Source organism: Streptomyces sp. Q2, assembly GCF_056820935.1.
In genome coordinates this window covers 190,686-206,733 of the sequence record NZ_JBXEJE010000005.1, presented here as the reverse complement: position 1 = coordinate 206,733, position 16,048 = coordinate 190,686, and the positions used below count along the sequence as shown (strand labels likewise).

15 protein-coding genes are annotated in these 16,048 nt (G+C 69.8%); 2 read left to right on the top strand and 13 right to left on the bottom strand.

Annotated elements, in window-relative coordinates; translation table 11 throughout:
• Positions 1 to 6 precede the first annotated feature (6 nt).
• Positions 7 to 492: a methylated-DNA--[protein]-cysteine S-methyltransferase gene (locus ACWBNA_RS08005; protein ID WP_482703513.1), complete on the top strand. Its 486-nt coding sequence runs from the start codon at positions 7 to 9 to the stop codon at positions 490 to 492.
• A 10-nt stretch (positions 493 to 502) separates the two neighbouring features.
• Here ACWBNA_RS08005 and ACWBNA_RS08000 read toward each other — a convergent pair whose 3' ends face one another.
• The 4 genes from ACWBNA_RS08000 to ACWBNA_RS07985 form a co-directional block, all read right to left on the bottom strand.
• On the bottom strand, positions 503 to 871 hold the full coding sequence (locus ACWBNA_RS08000) for a VOC family protein (protein WP_482703512.1): 369 nt from the start codon (positions 869 to 871) through the stop codon (positions 503 to 505).
• Between the two features lie 85 nt (positions 872 to 956).
• Complete coding sequence (locus ACWBNA_RS07995) at positions 957 to 1,688, bottom strand: SIR2 family NAD-dependent protein deacylase (RefSeq protein WP_482703511.1); 732 nt, start codon at positions 1,686 to 1,688, stop codon at positions 957 to 959.
• A 157-nt stretch (positions 1,689 to 1,845) separates the two neighbouring features.
• Positions 1,846 to 2,340, bottom strand: a complete 495-nt coding sequence (locus ACWBNA_RS07990; protein ID WP_482703510.1) for an NUDIX domain-containing protein — start codon at positions 2,338 to 2,340, stop codon at positions 1,846 to 1,848.
• A gap of 92 nt (positions 2,341 to 2,432) precedes the next feature.
• Positions 2,433 to 3,509, bottom strand: coding sequence for an ADP-ribosylglycohydrolase family protein (locus ACWBNA_RS07985; RefSeq protein WP_482703509.1), 1,077 nt, complete (start codon positions 3,507 to 3,509; stop codon positions 2,433 to 2,435).
• A 245-nt stretch (positions 3,510 to 3,754) separates the two neighbouring features.
• Between ACWBNA_RS07985 and ACWBNA_RS07980 the strand changes: the two genes are divergently transcribed.
• Positions 3,755 to 4,873, top strand: a complete 1,119-nt coding sequence (locus ACWBNA_RS07980) for a glycerate kinase (protein ID WP_482703562.1) — start codon at positions 3,755 to 3,757, stop codon at positions 4,871 to 4,873.
• Between the two features lie 79 nt (positions 4,874 to 4,952).
• Here ACWBNA_RS07980 and pssA read toward each other — a convergent pair whose 3' ends face one another.
• From pssA to ACWBNA_RS07935, 9 genes are all read right to left on the bottom strand, one after another.
• Positions 4,953 to 5,771 carry a CDP-diacylglycerol--serine O-phosphatidyltransferase gene (gene pssA / locus ACWBNA_RS07975; RefSeq protein ID WP_482703561.1) on the bottom strand — a complete coding sequence of 273 codons (819 nt, stop codon included), beginning with the start codon at positions 5,769 to 5,771 and terminating at the stop codon, positions 4,953 to 4,955.
• Positions 5,772 to 5,793: 22 nt separating this feature from the next.
• Positions 5,794 to 6,450 (bottom strand): phosphatidylserine decarboxylase, encoded by a 657-nt coding sequence (locus ACWBNA_RS07970; protein ID WP_482703508.1) that lies wholly within the window; start codon positions 6,448 to 6,450, stop codon positions 5,794 to 5,796.
• Positions 6,451 to 6,620: 170 nt separating this feature from the next.
• Positions 6,621 to 7,835: an acyl-CoA dehydrogenase family protein gene (locus tag ACWBNA_RS07965; RefSeq protein WP_482703507.1), complete on the bottom strand. Its 1,215-nt coding sequence runs from the start codon at positions 7,833 to 7,835 to the stop codon at positions 6,621 to 6,623.
• Positions 7,836 to 7,837: 2 nt separating this feature from the next.
• On the bottom strand, positions 7,838 to 8,350 hold the full coding sequence (locus tag ACWBNA_RS07960) for a MaoC family dehydratase (RefSeq protein WP_482703506.1): 513 nt from the start codon (positions 8,348 to 8,350) through the stop codon (positions 7,838 to 7,840).
• A gap of 5 nt (positions 8,351 to 8,355) precedes the next feature.
• Positions 8,356 to 9,321, bottom strand: a complete 966-nt coding sequence (locus ACWBNA_RS07955) for an HpcH/HpaI aldolase/citrate lyase family protein (RefSeq protein WP_482703505.1) — start codon at positions 9,319 to 9,321, stop codon at positions 8,356 to 8,358.
• Positions 9,318 to 11,345 (bottom strand): protein meaA, encoded by a 2,028-nt coding sequence (locus tag ACWBNA_RS07950; protein ID WP_482703504.1) that lies wholly within the window; start codon positions 11,343 to 11,345, stop codon positions 9,318 to 9,320. Before ACWBNA_RS07950 ends, ACWBNA_RS07955 begins: the two co-directional genes overlap by 4 nt.
• 8 nt (positions 11,346 to 11,353) lie before the next feature.
• The gene (ccrA, locus tag ACWBNA_RS07945; protein WP_482703560.1) at positions 11,354 to 12,691 is read right to left on the bottom strand and encodes a crotonyl-CoA carboxylase/reductase; all 1,338 of its coding nucleotides are present in this window, start codon (positions 12,689 to 12,691) and stop codon (positions 11,354 to 11,356) included.
• Between the two features lie 415 nt (positions 12,692 to 13,106).
• On the bottom strand, positions 13,107 to 13,916 hold the full coding sequence (locus tag ACWBNA_RS07940; RefSeq protein ID WP_482703503.1) for a TetR family transcriptional regulator: 810 nt from the start codon (positions 13,914 to 13,916) through the stop codon (positions 13,107 to 13,109).
• A 175-nt stretch (positions 13,917 to 14,091) separates the two neighbouring features.
• Positions 14,092 to 15,897 (bottom strand): 3-hydroxyacyl-CoA dehydrogenase family protein, encoded by a 1,806-nt coding sequence (locus tag ACWBNA_RS07935; RefSeq protein ID WP_482703502.1) that lies wholly within the window; start codon positions 15,895 to 15,897, stop codon positions 14,092 to 14,094.
• Positions 15,898 to 16,048: the final 151 nt, after the last annotated feature.

The following is a 16,048-nucleotide window of genomic DNA, read 5'->3' as shown; positions in this document are numbered from 1 at the left end:
CTCTGGATGAAGCAGCACACCGTGATCGACAGCCCGTACGGCCCCCTCACCCTGGTCGCCGACGACGGCGTCCTCTGCGGCCTCTACATGACCGGCCAGCGCCACCGTCCACCGCAGGAGAGCTTCGGCGACCGTGACGACCTGCCGGCCTTCGGTGCGGCCGCCGAGCAGCTGAAGGCGTACTTCGCCGGTGAGCTGAAGGACTTCACCCTCGAACTGCGCCTGCACGGGACCCCGTTCCAGCGCAGTGTCTGGGAACAGCTCCGCAAGATCCCGTACGGCGAGACCCGCTCGTACGGCGAACTCGCCGACACCCTCGGCAACCCCACCGCCTCCCGCGCGGTCGGTCTCGCCAACGGCAGGAACCCGGTCGGCATCATCGTGCCGTGCCACCGCGTCGTCGGCGCGAACGGCGGCCTCACCGGGTACGGCGGCGGCCTGGACCGCAAGCAGCGCCTCCTGGACTTCGAGAGCGGACCGGCGCTGTTCTAGAACTCGCGCGTCAGCCGGCCCGCTCAGCCGTACTGCGCTCCACGCAGAACTCGTTGCCCTCCGGGTCGGCGAGGACCACCCAGCCCGTGCCGTCCGGGTTGCGGCGGTCGTCGACGAGCGTGGCCCCGACGGCGAGGAGGCGCTCGACCTCCGCGTCGCGGGTACGGTCCTGCGGCCGGAGGTCGAGATGCACCCGGTTCTTGACCGTCTTGGGCTCCGCGACGGTGACGAACAGCAACCCGGCACCCTCGATCAACGCCTCCGGGTCGCCCGGCCCGTCGTCCTCGTGCAGGGGCTGCCCCAGAACCTCGGCCCAGAAGCCGGCGAGGCGGTAGGCGTCGGCACAGTCGATCGTCACATGGCGTATCGCGGAGGTCATGACGTCGAGTCTGATCTACGCGGCGGTCTCGCGCAGCCGTTTCGGCAGCCCGCGCCGGACGCCCGTGATCTCCCCGTCGCGTTACTCACGCTTCGCCCTCCAGCCGCCGCAGCAGGGCGGGAAGCGCCGTGCCGATCGGCTCCCGGATCACCTCGTCGGCCCGCTCGTCGTACGGTGTCGGCTCCGCATTCACGATGATCAGCCGTGCCCCGTGGTCGGCGGCGACACCCGCGAGGCCCGCCGCGGGCTGCACCTGCAAACTGGACCCGACCGCGACGAAGACCTGACACGCCTTGGTGATGGCGACCGCCTCACCCAGCACCACGGGGTCGAGGCGTTCGCCGAACATCACCGTCGCCGACTTCAGGATCCCGCCGCACTCCGGACACGCCGGGTCCTTCTCCCCGGCCTCGACCCGCGCCAGCGCGTCCTCCATCGGCGCCCGGGCGTGGCACTTCGTGCACACCACGCTCCGCGCGCTGCCGTGCAGCTCCAGCACCTTGCGGGCCGGCATCCCGGCGAGCTGGTGCAGGCCGTCCACGTTCTGCGTGATCACCCGCACCGGCACCCCGGACCGCTCCAGCTCGGCCACCGCCCGGTGCGCGGCGTTCGGCTCGGCCTGAAGCGTCCGGTTCTCGCGCCGCATCTGCCAGGACCGGCGCCGGATCTCCGGATCGCCCATGTAGAACTCGTACGTCACGAGCTTCTCGGCCTCGGGATCCTTCCGCCACAGCCCGTTCGGCCCGCGGTAGTCCGGGATGCCGGAGTCGGTCGAGATGCCGGCGCCGCTGAGGACGGCCACGAGGGGCTTGGTCATGTCCCCGAGGGTAGGCCGGAGGATCCGGGTGCGGCGAACGGATATCGGACCGTGCCGTCACGTCGGCCGAGCCGCTGTCCGGCCCGGTACACCTGTGGGGAAGCTGCGCGAAGGGACCGCCGCACCGCCGCCGCGCGTGGGCCCGCCCAGGCCGGCGTCAGCCCACCCGGTGCCCGTTCTCCAGCTCCGCCGTCCCCGACCCGTCCCTGAGGACGTCCAGCGCGGTCAGGACACGGTGGCCCAGGGAGCCGGGCAGATGCTCGGCGAGTTCCTCGCGCGGGACCATCCGCCAGGACAGCAGCTCCTCCTCCTGGAGGCGGATCGCCTTGAAGTCGTCCTCGCCGAGGACCCCGCCGTCGTACAGATACGCCACGAGCGGCGGGCGGGCGGTGCTGTGCACCCAGTCCACGGCGAGCAGCCGGCCGAGCTCACGGTCCAGGCCGATCTCCTCGAACGTCTCCCGGCGCGCGCCCTGCCGCGGTGTCTCGCCCTCGTCGGACTCGATCGTGCCGCCCGGAAGCGCCCAGCCCTCACGGTAGTTGGGCTCCACGAGAAGCACCCGTCCCTCGGCGTCGCGGAAGAGGGCGGCGGCGCCGGCGAGAACACGGGGGAGACCCGCGATGTACGTGGCGAAGTCTTCACTGGTGGTCATCAAGGAAGGGTAACCAGCCGACGCAACCCCGCCCCGGCTCACGGCCCGGCCAGGCGCCCCGGAGGGCGAGGTCGCCGGGACTGCACGGCCCGTCAGGGCTCCGCCATCTCCGCCAGCCGCAGCGTCCGCTCCGCCAGCTCGGTGATCCGTACCCCGTCGAAGCCGAACACCGCGCTGCGCACCGTGTCCTCCAGCGGGTCCTTCCACCGGGCCGGGATGGCGTCCGCGCCGGTCAGCACGCCGGCCACCGAGCCCGCGGTGGCGCCGTTGGAGTCGGTGTCCAGGCCGCCGCGGACGGTGAGCGTGATGGTGCGGGTGAAGTCGCCGTCGCCGTACAGGAGCCCGGCGGTGAGGACCGCAGCGTTCGGGACGGTGTGGATCCAGCCGAGCCCGACGGTCTCCTCGGCCACCGTGGCGAGCGTGTCCTCCCAGGTCATCCGCGTGTCGTGGAGCGAGACGACCCGCCGCACGGTACGGGCGAGGCGGCTGCTCGCCGGGATGACGGCCAGCGCCTCGTCCACGGCCCCGCGCACCGTGCCGGCCGTGAACGCCGCCGAGACCAGCGCCGCCGCCCACATCGCGCCGTACACCCCGTTGCCGGAGTGGGACAGCGCCGCGTCCCGGCGGGCGAGCAGGGCGGCGCGACGGGGGGCGCCGGGGCGGGTCCAGCCGTAGATGTCGGCACGGATGAGGGCCCCGATCCACTCCTGGTACGGATTGTCGTACGTCGCCGTCAGCGGCGGCTTCAGCCCGTTGGCGAGGTTGCGGTACGCGGCCCGCTCCGCCGTGAACGTCTGCAGATAGGGCAGCCGCAGCAGCCACAGGTCACCCACCTGTTCCGTGCTGAAGGCGAAGCCGTGGGTCTCCAGGAGGTCGAGACCGAGGATGGCGTAGTCGACGTCGTCGTCGCGGCAGCTGCCGTGGATCCGGCCGCGCACGCACTGGCGCCACTCGGGGCGCAGCTCGAAGCCGTCGCTCTCGCTGACGGGCTCGGGCAGGTAGTCGGTGAGCGGCAGCGCGCCGGCCTGCCGCAGATAGCGGTCGATCCGGTCCCGCGTCCACAGGTCGCCCTGCTCGACCGGCTTGCCGAGCATGTTGCCCGCGATCCGGCCCAGCCAGCCCCCGAGGATGCGGTCGGCGAGCTCGTGCTCAGTGCCCACAGGGGTCATAGCTCCGGTTTACCCAATTCCGGCGACGACCGCGCGGGGTTCGGCCGCCCCACAGACGTCCCAACGGCGTACCACATGCGTCCTCCGAGTGGTCGCACAGGTTGTCCCACGGGCCGGTTCGGGCATGACGACCAAGGCGTCCTGCGGTTAAGGTCGCAGCGGCGCGACTGGCCTTGACGTGTGTGGGGCCCGGAGAGCAAGGGGATTACAAGGTGGCGGACGCTGCGCGGAACGACACCCACAGGGTGCTCATCGCCGCGGACAAGTTCAAGGGCTCGCTGACGGCCGTACAGGTCGCCGAGCGGGTGACGGCTGGGCTGCGCCGGGTCGTACCGGGTCTAGAGGTGGAGTCGCTGCCCGTGGCCGACGGCGGTGACGGGACGGTGGACGCGGCGGTCGCGGCCGGATTCGAGCGCCGCGAGGTACGGGTCGCGGGCCCCCTCGGCCACGAGGTGACGGCCGCGTTCGCGCTGCGCGACGGCACGGCGGTCGTGGAGATGGCGGAGGCGAGCGGGCTGCAGCGGCTGCCCGCGGGCGTCTTCGCACCGCTCTCGGCGTCCACGTACGGCTCCGGAGAGCTGCTGCGGGCCGCGCTGGACGCGGGCGCGCGGACGATCGTGTTCGGGGTCGGCGGCAGCGCCACCACGGACGGGGGCGCCGGAATGCTGTCCGCGCTGGGCGCCCGGTTCCTGGACGCGGAGGGGGAGCCGATCGCCCCGGGCGGCGGCGGTCTCGCCGACCTGGCCTCGGCCGACCTGTCGGAACTGGATCCGCGGCTCGCGTCCGTCGAGTTCGTCCTGGCCAGCGACGTCGACAACCCGCTGACCGGCCCGAAGGGCGCACCGGCGGTGTACGGCCCGCAGAAGGGCGCCTCGCCGGACGACGTGGAGGCCCTGGACGCGGCCCTGGCCCACTACGCCAAGGTGCTGGAGGAGACGGTCGGGGCGAAGGCCGCCGAGTACGCCGCCTCGCCAGGGGCGGGCGCGGCGGGCGGCATCGGATACGGCGCCCTGCTCGTCGGCGCCCGCTTCCGCGCCGGCATAGAGGTCATGCTCGACGTGCTGGGCTTCGCGCCCGCGCTGGAGAAGGCCACGCTGGTCATCACCGGCGAGGGCTCCCTCGACGAGCAGACACTCCACGGCAAGGCTCCGGCGGGCGTGGCGGCAGCGGCCCGCGCGGCCGGCAAGGAGGTCGTCGCGGTCTGCGGACGGCTCGCCCTTCCCCCGCAGGCACTGGGCCTGGCCGGCATCCGCCGTGCCTATCCGCTGACGGAGGCCGAGCCGGACGTGGCCAAGTGCATCGCCGAGGCCGGCCCGATCCTGGAGCGGGTGGCGGAGGGGATCGCCCGGGACTTCCTGACCTGAGCGAAGACAAGCGCCATGAACGCGGAAGGGCCCCGAGCCGGTCGGCTCGGGGCCCTTCCGCTTGTCTGTCGTACGACCGCTACGGCAGCTGTGCCGCGCGTGCCTCACGCCGGTTGCCCCGGAAGTTGTTCACCCGGCGGGCCGTGGCGAACAGCGGGATCACCGCGCCCATGACCAGTTGGAGCGCGCAGCCCATCTGGAGGAGCAGCTGACCACCGGGGGCGTCGAACGCCCAGGCGGCCAGGAGACCCATCGACAGGACGATCCAGACGAGCACCGCCAGCGCGAGGCGGCCCCGCGGCTTCGGGTACTCGACCCGGCTCACCATCAGCCAGGCCGTGCCGATGATCGCGAGGAGCGTCGCCTCGAAGGGCAGCTCGAGGAGCACGATCGAGACCACCGTCAGCGCGCCGAACGGGGACGGCATGCCCTGGAAGGTGCCGTCCTTCACCGTCACGCAGGAGAATCTCGCCAGCCGCAGCACCACCGCCAGCAGCACCACGATCGCGCCGACCGCCGCCACCCGCTGGTGCGCGTCGTTCGCGACCATGCCGTACACCAGGACGAAGTACGCCGGTGCCAGGCCGAAGCTGATGAGGTCCGACAGGTTGTCCAGCTCGGCGCCCATGGGGGAGGAACGCAGCTTGCGCGCCACCAGGCCGTCGAACAGGTCGAAGACCGCCGCGCACAGCATCAGGATGACCGCGGTGGCCGCGCTGTGACGGGCCATGCCCGTCTCCTGGCTGCCGGTGAGGTGCGGGATCAGGATGCCGGTGGTGGTGAAGTACACCGCCATGAACCCGCACGTGGCGTTGCCGAGGGTGAGGGTGTCCGCTATTGAGAGACGGAGAGAAAGGGGCATCTCCTCCTCTTCGTCCACCTCGTCTGCCTCGGGCACCCAGCCCGTCTGGGTTTCCGGATCAATCACGGTCAATGCGAGTCACCCCAGCCACGGTCTTCTGTCCGACCTCGACCGCGACCTCCACGCCCTCGGGCAGGTAGATGTCGACGCGCGAGCCGAAGCGGATCAGACCGATCCGGTCACCCTGCTCGACCTTGGTGCCCTGGGGCACGTAGGGGACGATGCGGCGAGCGACCGCACCGGCGATCTGGATCATTTCGATGTCGCCGAGTTCGGTGTCGAAATGCCAGACTACGCGCTCGTTGTTCTCGCTCTCCTTGTTGAACGCCGGAACGAACCCACCCGGGATGTGCTCGACCGACGCCACCGTGCCGGACAGCGGCGCGCGGTTGACGTGGACGTTGAGCGGGCTCATGAAGATCGCGACGCGGGTGCGACCGTCCTTCCACGGCATGATGCTCTGCACCACACCGTCGGCGGGCGAGATGACCCGGCCCTGGGCGATCTCGCGCTCGGGGTCGCGGAAGAACCACAGCATGCCCGCCGCGAGCGCGGTGGCGGGCACGGCGACGGCCTTGGCGGCGCCGGACTTGCGCGCGCGTACCAGGCTGAGGGCTGCGGTGGCGACGGTCGGCAGGAGCCACGGCGATGCTCCGCGCGCGAGGCGTACGCCTGCCAGGCTGTCGCGATGTGCAGAGGTTTGGCTGTGGGGCATGGATGACCTTCGTAGCGGATGATGCCGCGCTGCGGGAGGGGGACGGCGGCTTACCGGGATCGTACCGGTCGCGGGCCACAACTGGGCAAGCCAGGAAGCCGAGTCGGCCGCTGAAGGGTGTTGACGGGGTGTGATCTTCTTCTCGAGGAAAACACCCCGAACCCGGACATCTAACCCTGGAGTCGATACTCTTCGAGCAGCCTGCGACCGATGATCATTTTCTGGATCTCGGCGGTACCTTCACCGATCAGCAGCATCGGAGCCTCACGGTAGAGGCGCTCGATCTCGTACTCCTTGGAGAAGCCGTAGCCGCCGTGGATCCGGAAGGCGTCCTCCACGACCTCCTTGCAGTACTCGGAGGCGAGGTACTTCGCCATCCCAGCCTCAAGGTCGTTTCGTTCTCCGGAGTCCTTTTTGCGAGCCGCGTTCACCATCATCGCATGGGCGGCCTCGACCTTGGTAGCCATCTCCGCCAGCTTGAACTGGATGGCCTGGTGCTGGGCGATCGGCTTGCCGAAGGTGTGGCGCTGCTGGGCGTACGACACGCCGAGCTCGAACGCACGCTGGGCGACGCCGCAACCACGCGCCGCCACGTTGACGCGGCCGACTTCCACGCCGTCCATCATTTGGTAAAAACCTCGGCCGGTGACGCCGCCGAGCACCCGATCGGCGGAAAGCCGCAGGCCATCCATGATCATCTCGGTGGTGTCGACGCCCTTGTAGCCCATCTTGTCGATCTTCCCGGGGATGGTGAGGCCGGGGCGGACCTCTCCGAAGCCGGGCTCCTTCTCGATCAGGAAGGTGGTCATCGACTTGTGGGGTTTGGCGGCTGCCTCCGCCGGGGAGTGTCCTTCGTCACTTCGGACGAGTACGGCCACCAGGCTTGACGTCCCACCGTTCGTCAGCCACATCTTCTGGCCGTTGAGGACGTACTCGTCGCCGTCCTTGACCGCCTTCGAGGTGATGGCCGACACGTCGGAGCCGAGACCCGGCTCGGACATCGAGAACGCGCCGCGAACGTCGCCGGCGGCCATCCTCGGCAGGAAGTGGTCCTTCTGCTCCTGGGTGCCGTGCTGCTTGAGCATGTACGCCACGATGAAGTGGGTGTTGATGATGCCGGACACCGACATCCAGCCGCGAGCGATCTCCTCCACGCACAGGGCGTACGTGAGGAGGGACTCGCCGAGGCCGCCGTACTCCTCGGGGATCATCAGGCCGAACAGGCCCAACTCCTTGAGACCGTCGACGATCGCTTGCGGGTACTCGTCGCGGTGCTCCAGCTCGGTCGCGACCGGGATGATCTCCTTGTCCACGAAGTCGCGGACCGTGGACAGGATCTCCTGCTGGATGTCGGTCAGACCGGCGGTCTGGGCGAGTCGCGCCATGGCTACTTCTCCTGCTCCCTGAGCTCGGGGCGGCCAGGCTGCTCGCCGCCGCGCTCCTTGATGTACGTCTCGGTCGGCACCATCACCTTGCGGCGGAACACGCAGACCAGCGTGCCGTCCTGCTTGTAGCCCTTGGTCTCGACGTAGACGATGCCGCGGTCGTCCTTCGACTTGGACGGCCACTTGTCGAGCACGGTCGTCTGGCCGTAGACCGTGTCGCCGTGGAAGGTCGGCGCCACGTGCTTGAGCGACTCGATCTCCAGGTTGGCGATCGCCTTGCCGGAGACGTCCGGGACGGACATGCCGAGCAGCAGCGAGTAGATGTAGTTCCCGACGACGACGTTCTTGCCGAAGTCGGTCGTCTTCTCCGCATAATTGGTGTCCATGTGGAGCGGGTGGTGGTTCATGGTGAGGAGACAGAAGAGGTGGTCGTCGTACTCCGTGACCGTCTTCCCGGGCCAGTGCTTGTAGACCGCCCCGACCTCGAACTCCTCGTACGTACGTCCGAACTGCATGGCCGTCACGCCTCCGGGATCTCGAACGTGCTGGTGCGCTGCATGCCGGCGGCGCGGCCCTTGCCGGAGACGACCAGCGCCATCTTGCGGCTGGCCTCGTCGATCATCTCGTCGCCGAGCATCGCCGAGCCCTTCTTGCCGCCCGCCTCGGACGTGTAGTACTCGTACGCGTCCAGGATCAGCTCGGCGTGGTCGTAGTCCTCCTGGGACGGCGAGAAGATCTCGTTGGACGCCTCGACCTGGCCCGGGTGCAGCACCCACTTGCCGTCGAAACCGAGGGCCGCGGCGCGCTGGGCGACCTCGCGGTAGCCCTCGACGTTGCGGATCTGCAGGTAGGGGCCGTCGATCGCCTGGAGGTTGTTGGCGCGGGCCGCCATCAGGATCTTCATCAGGATGTAGTGGTAGGCGTCCGCCGGGTAGCCGGGCGGCTGCTCGCCCACGACCAGCGACTTCATGTTGATCGACGCCATGAAGTCGGCCGGGCCGAAGATGATCGTCTCGACGCGCGGGGAGGCCTGCGCGATCTCGTTGACGTTGTTGAGGCCCTGGGCGTTCTCGATCTGCGCCTCGATGCCGATCTTGCCGACCTCGAAGCCCATGGTCTTCTCGATCTGCGTCAGCAGCAGGTCCAGCGCGACGACCTGCTGGGCGTCCTGGACCTTCGGCAGCATGATGCAGTCGAGGTTGGGGCCGGCGCCCTCGACGACCGTGACGACGTCCCGGTACGTCCACTCGGTCGTCCAGTCGTTGACGCGCACGACGCGCGTCTTGCCCGTCCAGTCGCCCTCGTTGAGGAACTTGACGATGGTGTGCCGTGCCTCGGGCTTCGCGAGCGGCGCGCACGCGTCCTCCAGGTCCAGGAAGACCTGGTCGGCGGGGAGGCCCTGCGCCTTCTCCAGGAAGCGGGGGTTGCTCCCGGGGACCGCGAGACAGGAGCGTCGCGGACGCAGACGGTTGACGGGCGTGGTCATGCGGGGACCTCCAGGGGGTCGAGCTTGTTCGCTTTCCGGATCTCGTCGACGATGCGGCCGATGATTCCGGTGATGTCGAAGTCCTTCGGGGTGAAGACCGCGGCCACTCCGGCGGCCCTGAGCTGTGCGGCGTCGTTGTTCGGGATGATGCCACCAGCGATCACCGGAATGTCTGTGGCACCGGCCACACGGAGCCGATCCAGCACGTCCGGCACCAGCTGGGCGTGCGAGCCGGAGAGGATCGAGAGACCGACCGCGTGCACGTCCTCCGCGAGGGCCGCGTCCACGATCTGCTCCGGGGTGAGCCGGATGCCCTGGTAGACCACCTCGAACCCGGCGTCGCGGGCCCGCACGGCGATCTGCTCCGCGCCGTTGGAGTGCCCGTCCAGGCCGGGCTTGCCGACCAGGAAGCGGAGCTTGCCGACGCCGAGGTCCGCCGCCGTCAGGTTCACCTTGCGGCGCACGTCGGCCAGCGCGCTGCCCTCCGCGGCGGCCACGGCGACCGGCGCGGACGACACGCCCGTCGGCGCCCGGAACTCGCCGAACACCTCGCGCAGGGCCCCGGCCCACTCGCCGGTCGTGACGCCGGCGCGGGCGCACTCCAAGGTGGCCTCCATGAGGTTGGCGGTGCCCTTGGCGGCCTCCTTCAGCTTCTCCAGCGCCTTGCAGGGGCGCGGGTGGTTGAAGGGCGGCTGGTAGCGGGTGTCGCGCCAGTTCTGCAGCGAGGCGATGACCCGGGCCTCGACGGCCGGGTCGACCGTCTGGATGGCCGTGTCGAGGTCGGCGGTCAGGGGGTTCGGCTCGGTCGTCTCGAAGATGTTGACACCGATGATCTTCTCTTGACCGGACTCGATACGGGCCCGCCGCTCGGCGTGGGAGGCCACCAGCTGCGACTTGAGGTAGCCCGACTCGACGGCGGCCATCGCGCCGCCCATCTCCTGGATCCGCTCCATCTCCGCGAGCGACTCCTCGACCAGCTCGCCCACCTTGGCCTCGATCACCTTCGAGCCCTCGAAGATGTCGGCGTACTCCAGCAGGTCGCTCTCGTACGCGAGCACCTGCTGCATGCGCAGCGACCACTGCTGGTCCCAGGGGCGGGGCAGGCCGAGCGCCTCGTTCCAGGCGGGCAGCTGGACGGCACGCGCGCGTGCGTCCTTGGAGAGGGTCACGGCCAGCATCTCGAGGACGATCCGCTGGACGTTGTTCTCCGGCTGCGCCTCCGTCAGACCGAGGGAGTTGACCTGGACGCCGTAGCGGAAGCGGCGGTGCTTGGGGTCCTCGATGCCGTACCGCTCGCGGGTGACCTGGTCCCAGATGCGGCCGAACGCCCGCATCTTGCACATCTCCTCGACGAAGCGGACGCCCGCGTTCACGAAGAAGGAGATCCGGCCGACGACGTCACCCATGCGTTCCTGCGGCACCTGGCCGGAGTCCCGCACGGCGTCCAGCACCGCGATCGCCGTGGACATCGCGTACGCGATCTCCTGGACCGGCGTGGCGCCCGCCTCCTGCAGGTGGTAGCTGCAGATGTTGATCGGGTTCCACTTCGGCATGTGGGAGACCGTGTACGCGATCATGTCCGTCGTCAGGCGGAGCGAGGGCACCGGCGGGAACACGTGCGTGCCCCGCGACAGGTACTCCTTGACGATGTCGTTCTGGGTCGTCCCCTGGAGCTTGGTGATGTCCGCACCCTGCTCCTCCGCGACGACCTGATAGAGCGCCAGCAGCCACATGGCGGTGGCGTTGATGGTCATCGAGGTGTTCATCTGCTCCAGGGGGATGTCCTGGAACAGCCTGCGCATGTCACCGAGGTGCGCGATCGGCACGCCGACCCGGCCCACCTCGCCGCGGGCGAGGACGTGGTCGGAGTCGTAGCCGGTCTGCGTCGGCAGGTCGAACGCCACCGACAGACCCGTCTGACCCTTGGCGAGGTTGCGCCGGTACAGCTCGTTGGACGCCTCGGCCGTGGAGTGGCCGGCGTAGGTCCGCATCAACCACGGCCGGTCCTTCTGACGCTCAGTCATCTGTGACCTCAGATGTTCCGGAAGCGGTTGATGGCGTCGACGTGCTGGGCGCGCTTGTCCGCGTTCCGCACGCCGAGGCCCTCCTCGGGCGCCAGGCACAGCACGCCGACCTTGCCCTGGTGGAGGTTGCGGTGCACGTCGTAGGCGGCCTGCCCGGTGTCCTCCATGGAGTACACCTTGGACAGGGTCGGGTGGATCTTGCCCTTCGCGATGAGCCGGTTGGCCTCCCAGGCCTCGCGGTAGTTGGCGAAGTGCGAGCCGATGATCCGCTTCAGGGACATCCACAGGTAGCGGTTGTCGTACTCGTGGTTGTAGCCCGAGGTCGACGCGCAGGTGACGATCGTGCCGCCCTTGCGCGTGACGTAGACGGAGGCGCCGAAGGTCTCGCGGCCGGGGTGCTCGAAGACGATGTCGACGTCCTCGCCGCCGGTGAGTTCACGGATGCGCTTGCCGAAGCGCTTCCACTCCTTGGGGTCCTGGTGGTGCTCGTCCTTCCAGAACTTGTAGTCCTCGGCGGTGCGGTCGATGATCGCCTCGGCGCCCATGGCCCGGCAGATGTCCGCCTTCTGCTCGCTGCTGACGACACAGATGGGGTTGGCGCCGCCGGCCAGCGCGAACTGTGTGGCGTACGAGCCCAGTCCGCCGCTCGCGCCCCAGATGAGCACGTTGTCGCCCTGCTTCATGCCGGCGCCGTTGCGGGAGACCAGCTGCCGGTAGGCGGTGGAGTTGACCAGACCGGGCGCGGCGGCCTCCTCCCAGCTGAGGTGGTCCGGCTTGGGCATCAGCTGGTTGGACTTGACCAGCGCGATCTCGGCGAGGCCGCCGAAGTTGGTCTCGAAGCCCCAGATGCGCTGCTCGGGGTCGAGCATCGTGTCGTTGTGGCCGTCGGACGACTCCAGCTCGACCGACAGACAGTGCGCGACGACCTCGTCACCGGGCTTCCAGGCGTTGACGCCGGGGCCGGTGCGCAGGACGACGCCCGCGAGGTCGGAGCCGATGATGTGGTACGGCAGGTCGTGGCGCTTGGTGAGCTCCGAGACCTTGCCGTAGCGCTCCAGGAAGCCGAAGGTCGACAGCGGCTCGAAGATCGAGGTCCACACGGAGTTGTAGTTCACCGAGGAGGCCATGACGGCCACCAGGGCCTCGCCCGGGCCCAGCTCGGGCAGGGGCACGTCGTCCAGGTGCAGGGACTTGCGGGGGTCCTTCTCGCGGGTCTGCATGCCCGCGAACATCTCCGTCTCGTCCTTGTGGACGGTGATCGCGCGGTAGGACTCGGGGAGCGGCAGAGCGGCGAAGTCGTCCGGCGTCGAGTCCGGCGACTGGATCGCGTCCAGGATGTCCTTCATGGTCACGGTTTGCCTCCGGCGAATGGCGTCTTGAGGGAGACGCTGAGGGTTACGTCGGTGCTGCTGAGGGTGGGTGGGAAGTGCCGTCGGTTCGGCGGTTGTGCTGTTCGGCAGCGCTTTGTGGCGCGGGAGGTTGCCTGTGACGCAGGCGTCCGGGCGGGCAGACCGATGGTTTGCTGGGACAGCCGACGTACGAAAGGTCTCTGCACGCCGGCCGCCCGGACACCTTCAACGTATGACACCGCGTGTCACCTCGCAAGGCACTGAGTGCCAGAACTTGCTCTCAGGTGAAATCTTTACGTAACACATGAGCGATGATCGATCGAACGGGGGGCGAAAGGTGCCTGAAAAGCTGCCCTGACATGCCAAAACGGCCACCCCGAGGGGTGGCCGTCGTCACAGTGGGGAGAAGGGCTCAGCGGTCCTTGAGTGCCTCTTCGATGGTCCGCATGACCTGGTCGAGCGGGGCGTCCGTACGGGCCACCGTCACCAGTACCTCGCCGTGGGTGGAGACCGTCGCCGCGGGCGGCCTCGGGGTCGTGGTGCGCCCGGCCCCGATGCCCGACCCGAACGTCTTGCGCACGATCGCGAAGGCGTGGTCCAGCTGGGCCTCGACGTCCCCCTGGGCGCCGGCCCGCAACCAGCGCCGCAGGACGTGGTTGTGGGCGGTGACCACGGCGGACGCGGCGACCTCGGCCAGCAGCGGGTCGTCGTTGGCGTCGTCGTCGTGCGCGTGCTCGTCGAAGTGGCCGAGCAGGTAGCGGGTGAAGAGCCGCTCGTAGCGGGCCACCGACGCGATCTCCGCCTCGCGCAGGGTGGGTACCTCGCGCGTGAGCTTGTAGCGGGCGACCGAGATCTCCGGCCGGGCCGCGTACATCCGCATGACTTCCTTGATGCCCCGGCACACGGTGTCGAGCGGATGCTCGTGCGCGGGGGCGGCGTTGAGGACCGCCTCCGCCCGGATCAGCGTGTCGTCGTGGTCGGGGAAGATCGCCTCTTCCTTGGAGCGGAAGTGCCGGAAGAAGGTGCGACGCGCGACCCCGGCCGCGGCCGCGATCTCGTCGACCGTGGTCGCCTCGTACCCCTTGGTCGCGAACAGCTCCATCGCGGCGGCCGCCAGTTCCCGGCGCATCTTGAGCCGCTGGGCCGCGGCGCGACTGCCTGCGGCACTTTCCGGCGCGTCGGGCGTGGCTGGTGTACGTGAGGACTTGGCGGGCTGGGGCATGCCCCGAACGTACTGCATGTGCGCAGCTCGTCGCGCAGGTCCCCGCTTTCCCCCAACTGGTGCGGGCGGGGGAGTGACGGGCGGGGGCGAGCCGTGCGGGGCGGGCGGCGTGAACCCGCCCGGTTCGAGCAGCCCGCCCCAGTCCGCATCCTGTGCCAACCAGTCGCCGGGACGCTCAGCGGCGGGCATATTCGCGGAAGCCGCGGCCGGTCTTGCGGCCGAGGCAGCCCGCGGCCACCAGGTGCTCCAGGAGCGGTGCCGGGGCCAGGCCCGGGTCGCGGAACTCGCGGTGCAGGACCTTCTCGATGGCCAGCGAGACGTCGAGCCCGACGACGTCCAGGAGCTCGAACGGGCCCATCGGGTAACCGCCGCCGAGCTTCATCGCCGCGTCGATGTCGTCAAGCGACGCATAGTGCTCCTGCACCATCTTGATCGCGTTGTTGAGGTACGGGAAGAGCAGGGCGTTCACGATGAATCCGGCCCGGTCCCCGCAGTCGACCGCATGCTTCTTGATCTTGACGCAGACCTCGCGGACCGTCGAGTGCACGTCGTCGGTCGTCAGCACCGTACGGACGACCTCGACCAGCTTCATCGCCGGCGCCGGGTTGAAGAAGTGCATGCCGATCACGTCCTGCGGGCGCGAGGTGGCGCGGGCGCAGGCGACGACGGGCAGGGACGAGGTCGTGGTGGCCAGGACCGCGCCCGGCTTGCAGACCTTGTCCAGCGTCGCGAACAGCTGCTGCTTGACCTCCAGGTCCTCGGCGACGGCCTCCAGGGCCAGGTCGACGTCGGCGAAGGCATCGTAGGAACCCGCCGGGGTGATCCGCTCCAGGGTCTGCGCGGCGGCCTCGGCGGTCATCCGCCCCTTGTCGACGGAGCGTGAAAGCGACTTGCCTATACGGGACTTGGCGGTCTGCGCCTTCTCCTCGCTGCGGGCGGCGAGGACGACCTCGTACCCCGCCTTGGCGAAGACCTCGGCGATCCCGGACGCCATGGTGCCCGAGCCCGCGACGCCGACGGACCGCACCGCGCGGCCGGGGACGTCGAGACCACCGGAGTGGGGTGTCAGGGCGTCCGGCACGACCGTGGCGCTGCCCGGTGCCTCGTACGTGTAGAAGCCGCGGCCCGACTTGCGGCCGGTCAGGCCCGCCTCGCTGAGCTGCTTGAGGATCGGCGCGGGGGCGTGCAGCCGGTCCCGGGACTCGGTGTACATGGCCTCCAGGACCGTACGAGCGGTGTCGACGCCGATCAGGTCGAGCAGGGCCAGCGGGCCCATGGGCAGCCCGCAGCCGAGCCGCATCGCGGCGTCGATGTCCTCCCGGGAGGCGTACTTCGCCTCGTACATCGCGGCGGCCTGGTTGAGGTAGCCGAACAGCAGTCCGTCGGCGACGAATCCGGGCCGGTCACCGACCGCGACGGGCTCCTTGCCCAGCTCGATCGCGAGGTCCGTGACCGCGGCGACCGCCTGGGGCGCGGTCAGCACCGAGGAGACGACCTCGACCAGCCGCATGGCCGGCGCCGGGTTGAAGAAGTGCAGACCCAGCACCCGCTCCGGGCGGGCCGAGTCGGCGGCGAGCCGGGTGACGGACAGGGCGTTCGTGCCGGTCGCCAGGATCGTCTCCGGCCGCACGATCCCGTCGAGTTCACGGAAGATCTGGTGCTTGATCTCATACGACTCCGGAGCCACCTCGATGACCAGGTCGGCGTCGGCCGCGGCCCGCAGATCGGTGGAGGTGCGGACGCGGGAGAGCAGGTCGGTGCGTTCCTGCCCGGTGAGCCGGCCACGTTCGACGGCACGGGCGGTCGCGGCCTCCAGAACGGCCATCGACTGGGCGGCGGCGGCCTCGCTGATGTCGATGCCGACGACCTCGCGGCCGGCCTTGGCGAGCACCTCGGTGATGCCGGTGCCCATCGTGCCGAGGCCGACGACGGCGACGGTCTTGAACTGGGACAGAGGGGTGTCGGACAGGGGAGCGGCCATCGCGGACTCCAGGAATGAGGGTGACGACTGGAAGGGCGCCCGGGTGCGCCGGGCACGGCCCGAACGGGGCCGAGCCACGGGCGCACCGGGGTGCGAAAAGGAGTGCGGGTGTTGCCGGGCTGCAGGCGCACACGCCCGGTGCCGTCATGAG